The sequence below is a fragment of the Mycobacterium sp. genome (assembly GCF_050701675.1).
Taxonomy (GTDB): Bacteria; Actinomycetota; Actinomycetes; order Mycobacteriales; family Mycobacteriaceae; genus Mycobacterium.
Genome location: NZ_JBOGDD010001261.1, coordinates 1 through 5,988, shown reverse-complemented (window position 1 = coordinate 5,988; position 5,988 = coordinate 1). Strand labels below are relative to the sequence as shown.

Below are 5,988 nucleotides of genomic sequence, written 5' to 3'. Positions count from 1 at the left end.
GGCCGGGTTTGAGCCCGCAGGGCGGTCACCAGGGACCGGTACGTCGATGCCGCCCCGTAACGCTGCCAGCTCCTGCCGCCCTCCATCCACAGATGCCATACACGTCCACGGTGGGTGACGTGGAACTGCTCGCGGCCGGTGACGAAGCTCAGCGGCGACGTGCTGACGATCGACGCGCCCGCCGACCGGAGTGCGCGCAGCAGCTCCCCGAGCACGCCCAGCTGAAACAGCGTGGGTCGCAACTCCTCGACGGGCCACAACAGCTCAGCGGCCGAGGCTGGTTCGCTTGCGGCCCTGATCGTTGCGGCCACGTCCACCAGCCGCCGCCACACCGCCCCCTCCCGTCGCACCGCCGCCAGCTCCGAGGGACGCGGCTCGGCGGCCCCGCGGTCGAGCAGACCCGCGTCGAAGATCCGCGTCAGGGCCTCCAGCTGCCCGGCGACGGGCTCGACCGAGTGCGGATCGATCGACGGTGCCCGCTGGGCCAGCCGCAGGACCTGGGCGCCCGTCCAGGCCAGCACCGTCGCCAGGAGTTCGTGCGCGACGCGGTCGCGGTGCCGGATGACGAAGGATGACGGCGGCCAGCCGTATTGCTGCCTGGTCTGGACCCACGCCGTGCCGCCGGTCGGCGCATCGGCGACCGTACGGCGGCGGCGCGACTGGGCGGGCAACAGGTCGACCCACTGCTTGGCGGTCCCCGGCAGCCGCGCCACCAACGGGACGAGCTCGAGGAACAGCATGTAGTCCGCCCGCAACTGCGTGTCCTCGGGCCGCCAGTCGCGTGGAAGCTCGTCGGGGGCAAGCTGATTCAGGACCTTCACCAGCTGGCCCCGTCCGATCCAGGCGCGAAGGACGTGGTCGAGCCCCGCCGCTGGGATCGCAAGCGCGGCGTCGACACCGGGCTGCGCGGTCAGGACAATACGTGGCTCATTTCCACGACCCACTCCCATTCGGACTGGCTCAGGGCGTGGTGCTGTTCGACGATCGCGTTGCCCAACGCGGCGAGCTCGTCCTCCATCTCACGCAGCCAGGTGCCGACGTTGACGAGGTAGGCCTCCGCGAGCAGTTCCCGCTCGACGTGCGTGATCGTGGTCAACTGCTCCGCGTCGGTGCCAACGCCCGCCGCGATGTAGTCGGCCATCCGCAGGAACAGCGCGGGCCCGAGAGTGGTCATCGAATTGGTCAGGTGCGCCGTGTAGATCGCCACGATTGCGTCGAGCAGGGGCTGGGGGAGGCCGTGGTCCTGAGCGAGAAGCGCCGTGCGGAACTTGTCGGTGTCGGCGGCGGGGATGGGCACCCGCAGGAAGCGACGGCCCAGCGCGTGACCGAACCGGAACACCCGCTGCGCGTCCAGTGCGTTGTAGGTGCCAAGCAGCCGCCACTCGGTGCCCGCGAGATAGCGCACCGGACCGCTCCCGCTGCCGGGATGGGTCAGTCGCTCCTGGTTCTCGACCGAACACGTTGTGCCCGTGGACCAGCCGAGCTGCACCTGAGGTGACCCGATGGCGGGCGACACGGTACCGAGCGTCACGTCCTGACCGCTGAGCCAAGTCAGCAGGCCGCCGAAGATGCGGTCCATGTCGGCACGGTTGACCTCGTCGACGATGAGCCAGTTCCCGTCGGCGATGGCGCTGAGCACCCGCCCCGGCCGGAAGCGCAGTTCGTTGCCGTCGATGGTCTGACCGCCGACCAGGTCGGTGGTCGACCAGTTCTCCTCGGCGGCAGACCATTCCACGCCCTTGGGCCCGACCTGGAAGCCGAACGTCTTCGGATCGGCGACGATGCGGTCGACCACCTGACGCAGCAGCGTGGTCTTGCCGCTGCCTGGTGGGCCCACCAGGATGACCGCGGGCGCCGAAAGGATGGCCAATCGGACCATGCGTTCGATGCGGGGGTCGATCTCGATGGGCACGTTGATCACCGACGGCACCTGGCCGCCGCCGTCGGTCTTGGTGACGCCAGAGCCGGGCGCGACGCCAAGGGCCGGGTGATGCTCGGGAACGAGCTCGGGGAAGATCGACTGCAGTCGTTCGACGGTGCCGTCACTCATCGAATATCACCAGCCGGTCGGGTGTCGACTCGCGCAGGAACAGCGCCGCCTTCAGCGACGGCAACCGCCCGCGTTTGCGCATCGCGCTGAGGACGTGTTCGGGCGTGACGTCGCCGAGCACGCTGATGACGGCGTACTCCGGACTGGACTTGGCCATCTCGTCGCAGCGGTTGCCGATCTGCCGCTGCTCGGTCACCAGCTTGCCGATGACCGCGCCGCCCTTCTGCCCGTCGCCCACGCCCAGCTCGACCGCGAACCACTGGTAGAGCGGATCCCACTTGGAGGAGTCGTTGCGGCTTGCCTCGATGCCATGCGTGACGGCGTCGAGGACACCCTCGCGCAGGCGCTGCAGATCGTCGGGATCAGGCTCTCCGAAGAGATCCGTCATGCCCCAACGCTTTCCGCGTATGCCGTCAGCTCGGCGATGAACCCCGGCGGGAACCGCAGCGTGCCCTTCTCGGTGCGGCGCAGGAACCCGCTTGCCGCCCTGGCGGACAACGGCTTCGGAGGATACCGAAGGAACTCGGTGAGCGACTCGCGTGGCTGCCACAGTGGCCACGGCCCGACGTCCGCGGCGTGCACCACCCCGTCGAGGTCGGACCATGCCGCGCGACGCGGCCACTTGGCTCCGGTCCACGGCCGATCCTCCGCGGCGTCGTAGCGCCCCGGCTGCGCGAGCCTGCCGCCGATCCAGGTGGCCACGGGGACGCTGACGGAATTGCCGACCATGCGCCAGCGTTCGCCACGCTTGGCCACCTCCTCGGCAGGCGCCGTCCAGTCGGCGGGAAAGCCTTGCAGCCGTTCGGTATCCCGAAGATCCGGCGTCACGTAGGCGCCCGATGGCAGTCGGATGGCTGGAGGGGACGCGACGCCGACCGACGACCCGCACTTGATGGGCGGCACGCCGTCGACGGCCCAGCCGAATGCCCGCATGCCCTCGGTCCAGTAGAATCCGCAAGCAACGTCGGGGTATTCGCCTGCGGGCGCTGGCTTCTCGCAATCGTCGGCGAGCAGCACGTCGCGGGGATCACCCGAGCGCGACGCCACCAGGTACCAGCGGTTGCGCCGCTGCGGCAACCCGAACGCGTTGCTGTCGACGACGCGGTACGCCCAGCGGTACCCCAGCTCCGTCAACGCGGTGGTGATGAGCTTCAGCGCCGCACCCTGCCCCAGCGACATCAGGAACGGGACGTTCTCGAGCACCACCCACGGCACGTCGGACTGCTGCAACAGTCGGAGGACCTCGCCGATGAGACTGCTTCTGGCGCCGTCGATGCCGACCTTGCGCCCGACGCTGCTGAGATCCTGGCAGGGGAAGCCTGCCGTCACGACGTCGGTGCGGTTCGGCAGGGCCCGCAGGTCGCGGACGTCGGCCTCGATCTTGGTGTCGGGGAAGCGGCGCCGCAGCACGTGCATGGCGGGCGGGGCGTTCTCGACGAGCAGTTGCGTGTGGTGCCCGCTTGCGGCCATGCCGAGCTCGAGGCCGCCGATACCCGCGAACAAGCCGGCCACCTTGAGCTTGGACCGCTTCACCGCAACCACTCCAGCGCCACGGCGTAGCTCAACCGGGACGGCACCGCGTTGCCGATCATCCGGGCCATCGCGGTGCGGTGCTTCACGCCGTCGAAGGAGAACCAGTCCGGAATGTATTGCAGCCGTGCGGCTTCGTGTGCGGTGATGGTGCGACGTTCGCTGGGATGCACGTAACGGCCCATGCACATGCTGTAGAAGCCGGTGGTGATGGTCTGCGATGAGCGGTCCCACGCCAGCCGCCCGTAGATCGCCTTGTAGCTGTGACCGCCGTCCGCGTGGCAGGCCGGGCGCTGGCTGTCCGGCAGGTCGAAGTCGCCGTTCTCGAAGAGGTAGTCGATGCGCTGACGCGTGGTTGGCGCCGACCGGGCCACGGCGTCGACAACGCTGACCCGTCGGGACTCGGGCATCAGCGCGAGATCCTGGAAGGCCCACGCCACGTCCCGCGGTTCGCGCCGGTGGCGAGCGACGACTTCGGCGGGCGTTGTCGTGTGCGTCAGGCTGGCCATCAGGACCAGCCGACGACGACGCTGCGGGACGCCCACCTCGCTGAGGTCGATCACTCCGATGGACACGTGATAGCCGAGCTCGCCGAGTGCCTCGGCGGTGCGCTGCACGACGGCGCGCTTGTCGTTCAGCGCGCCAGGCACGTTCTCGATCAGGATGTGTTGAGGTTCAAGCACTTCCGCGGCACGCACCATCGAGCCGTAGAGCTCGTTCTTGTCATCGGAGTGCCGGGTGCGGTTGTTGAAGTCGCTGTGGCCCTGGCAGGGCGGCCCGCCGACCAGGACGTCGACGTCGGCGTGGTGTTTGACCAGCCGCCGCTCGGCGGAGGTCAGCCGGGAGCCGACCCGTCCCGGCAGCACCTCGGTGACGTCCTGGCTGACCGTCGTGGCGGTGGGGAAGTTCCCGGCGTGGGTGGCCGCCGCGACCGCGTCGACGTCGACCGCGAGCACCGGTTCGAACGACCGTTTGAGGGCGCGGGCGGCCTCGGCCAAGCCAATCGAGAGGCCCCCGCAACCCGAGAACAGATCGACGACGCGCAACGACGACCGCGATGCGCCGCACGGGGGCGGGACCCTGCTCTGCAGCCACGCACGTTCGGCCTCGTCTGCCGACGTGGGCCGGGCATCGCGGCCGGTGTAGCCGGCCAACGCGCTGGCCGTCTTGCGACCGTCTCGACGGGTCAGGACGCGCTCGTAGGTTCCGTTGCGGGTGCGGAACTGTTCGAACCCGGTGTCGACGCTGGGCCGTCGTCGGGCAGTGCTCTGCTGTGTCTCGGTCATCAACGCACTGCGACCTGCGAAGAGTTGTCTGTTCGGCGGCCGCGGCGGATCACGTGAGCAATGGTATTCAGCGGTTCCGACAAGATCGGTCAGGTGTAGCGGCGCGCCGTCGGTCAATAGGCTGGCTCCATGGCCGAGTCCTGGGCGTCCTCACCTGAGGCGCGGGCGCGCATGCAGTCCAACAAGAGCCGTGACACCAAGCCGGAGCTGGCCCTGCGGTCGGCGGTCCACGCGCTGGGACTTCGCTACCGCGTCTCGGCGAAACCGCTGGCCGAGCTCCGGCGGACGGCCGATCTGGTGTTCCCGAGGGCCAAGGTCGCGGTGTTCCTCGACGGCTGCTTCTGGCACGGCTGCCCGGAACATCACACCGTGGCTACGGCGAATGCGAAGTTCTGGGCGGAGAAGGTCGAGGGCAACCGCTCACGGGACCGCGACACCGACGGGCGCCTGGCCGACGCCGGGTGGGCCAGCGTCCGGATCTGGGAGCACGAAGACCCGCACGCGGCCGCCCGGCGCGTCGAGCAGGTGGTTCGCGCCAGGGGGGTCACAGGTCGTTGACGTCGACCAGCCCGTCCTGGATGGCGCGGGCCACCAGTGCGGCCTTGGTCGACGCGGGTCGACCCACTGCGGCGTACTTGTCCCGGATCCGCTGCACGTGCGTACGGACCGTGGTGGCCGAGATCTCGAGCTGCCGCGCCACGTCGTCCTTGTTGTCGCAGAGGATCCACGCCAGCAGAACTTCTCTCTCGCGGGGTGCGAGTTCCGGGCGCGGGCGGACCGGGTTCGGAGTTTCCTGCGAAAGCGTGACCGTCATGAAGGGCCTATCGCCGAGACGTCCGATAACGTTTCCTCCACGCGATCCTCGAGAAACCGTCATCCGTTCGGACGACGCCGACGGCTCCCAGGTAATTGACGCGACCGTAGTGATTTCGGAAGTCCCTCGGTCGCGCGCAACTGGGAACGCCCACGTCACGCGGGAGTGGGCCGCGGAACACCGGGTCCGTGGAATACGACACGCGGCCGCTTCGGTTGTGCTTGATGGGTTTTGGGCTGGATGATGGCCCGAGGTTGTATTCATTGGCATTAGTTGCGTAGAGGTAGATCATGATTGATGTGAAGACC

At 68.9% G+C, this 5,988-nt stretch carries 7 protein-coding genes; 1 reads left to right on the top strand and 6 read right to left on the bottom strand.

Annotated features, from left to right (window positions below):
• The 5 genes from ACRDUX_RS39105 to dcm all read right to left on the bottom strand — a co-directional run.
• Positions 1–950: hypothetical protein (locus ACRDUX_RS39105; protein WP_526422639.1), on the bottom strand; the 950-nt coding region annotated here is incomplete at its 3' end.
• Positions 911–2,050 (bottom strand): AAA family ATPase, encoded by a 1,140-nt coding sequence (locus ACRDUX_RS39100; protein WP_526422638.1) that lies wholly within the window; start codon positions 2,048–2,050, stop codon positions 911–913. The genes ACRDUX_RS39105 and ACRDUX_RS39100, both read right to left, overlap by 40 nt.
• Positions 2,043–2,438 carry a hypothetical protein gene (locus ACRDUX_RS39095; protein WP_526422636.1) on the bottom strand — a complete coding sequence of 132 codons (396 nt, stop codon included), beginning with the start codon at positions 2,436–2,438 and terminating at the stop codon, positions 2,043–2,045. Before ACRDUX_RS39095 ends, ACRDUX_RS39100 begins: the two co-directional genes overlap by 8 nt.
• Positions 2,435–3,583 (bottom strand): DNA cytosine methyltransferase, encoded by a 1,149-nt coding sequence (locus ACRDUX_RS39090; protein ID WP_526422634.1) that lies wholly within the window; start codon positions 3,581–3,583, stop codon positions 2,435–2,437. The genes ACRDUX_RS39095 and ACRDUX_RS39090 overlap by 4 nt, the downstream gene beginning before the upstream one ends.
• On the bottom strand, positions 3,580–4,866 hold the full coding sequence (dcm, locus tag ACRDUX_RS39085; RefSeq protein WP_526422632.1) for a DNA (cytosine-5-)-methyltransferase: 1,287 nt from the start codon (positions 4,864–4,866) through the stop codon (positions 3,580–3,582). The genes ACRDUX_RS39090 and dcm overlap by 4 nt, the downstream gene beginning before the upstream one ends.
• A gap of 129 nt (positions 4,867–4,995) precedes the next feature.
• Between dcm and ACRDUX_RS39080 the strand changes: the two genes are divergently transcribed.
• Positions 4,996–5,424: a very short patch repair endonuclease gene (locus tag ACRDUX_RS39080; protein ID WP_526422630.1), complete on the top strand. Its 429-nt coding sequence runs from the start codon at positions 4,996–4,998 to the stop codon at positions 5,422–5,424.
• Here the strand turns inward: ACRDUX_RS39080 and ACRDUX_RS39075 are convergent.
• A complete protein-coding gene (locus tag ACRDUX_RS39075; RefSeq protein ID WP_526422628.1) occupies positions 5,411–5,680 on the bottom strand; it encodes a LuxR C-terminal-related transcriptional regulator in 270 nt (89 codons plus the stop codon). The genes ACRDUX_RS39080 and ACRDUX_RS39075 overlap by 14 nt on opposite strands.
• Positions 5,681–5,988: the final 308 nt, after the last annotated feature.

Bases quoted from the DNA above. Each gene is read 5' to 3' on its own strand.
- ACRDUX_RS39095 (WP_526422636.1), bottom strand. From the start codon at position 2,438: ATGACGGATCTCTTCGGAGAGCCTGATCCCGACGATCTGCAGCGCCTG.
- ACRDUX_RS39100 (WP_526422638.1), bottom strand. From the start codon at position 2,050: ATGAGTGACGGCACCGTCGAACGACTGCAGTCGATCTTCCCCGAGCTC.
- ACRDUX_RS39075 (WP_526422628.1), bottom strand. From the start codon at position 5,680: ATGACGGTCACGCTTTCGCAGGAAACTCCGAACCCGGTCCGCCCGCGC.
- dcm (WP_526422632.1), bottom strand. From the start codon at position 4,866: ATGACCGAGACACAGCAGAGCACTGCCCGACGACGGCCCAGCGTCGAC.
- ACRDUX_RS39080 (WP_526422630.1), top strand. From the start codon at position 4,996: ATGGCCGAGTCCTGGGCGTCCTCACCTGAGGCGCGGGCGCGCATGCAG.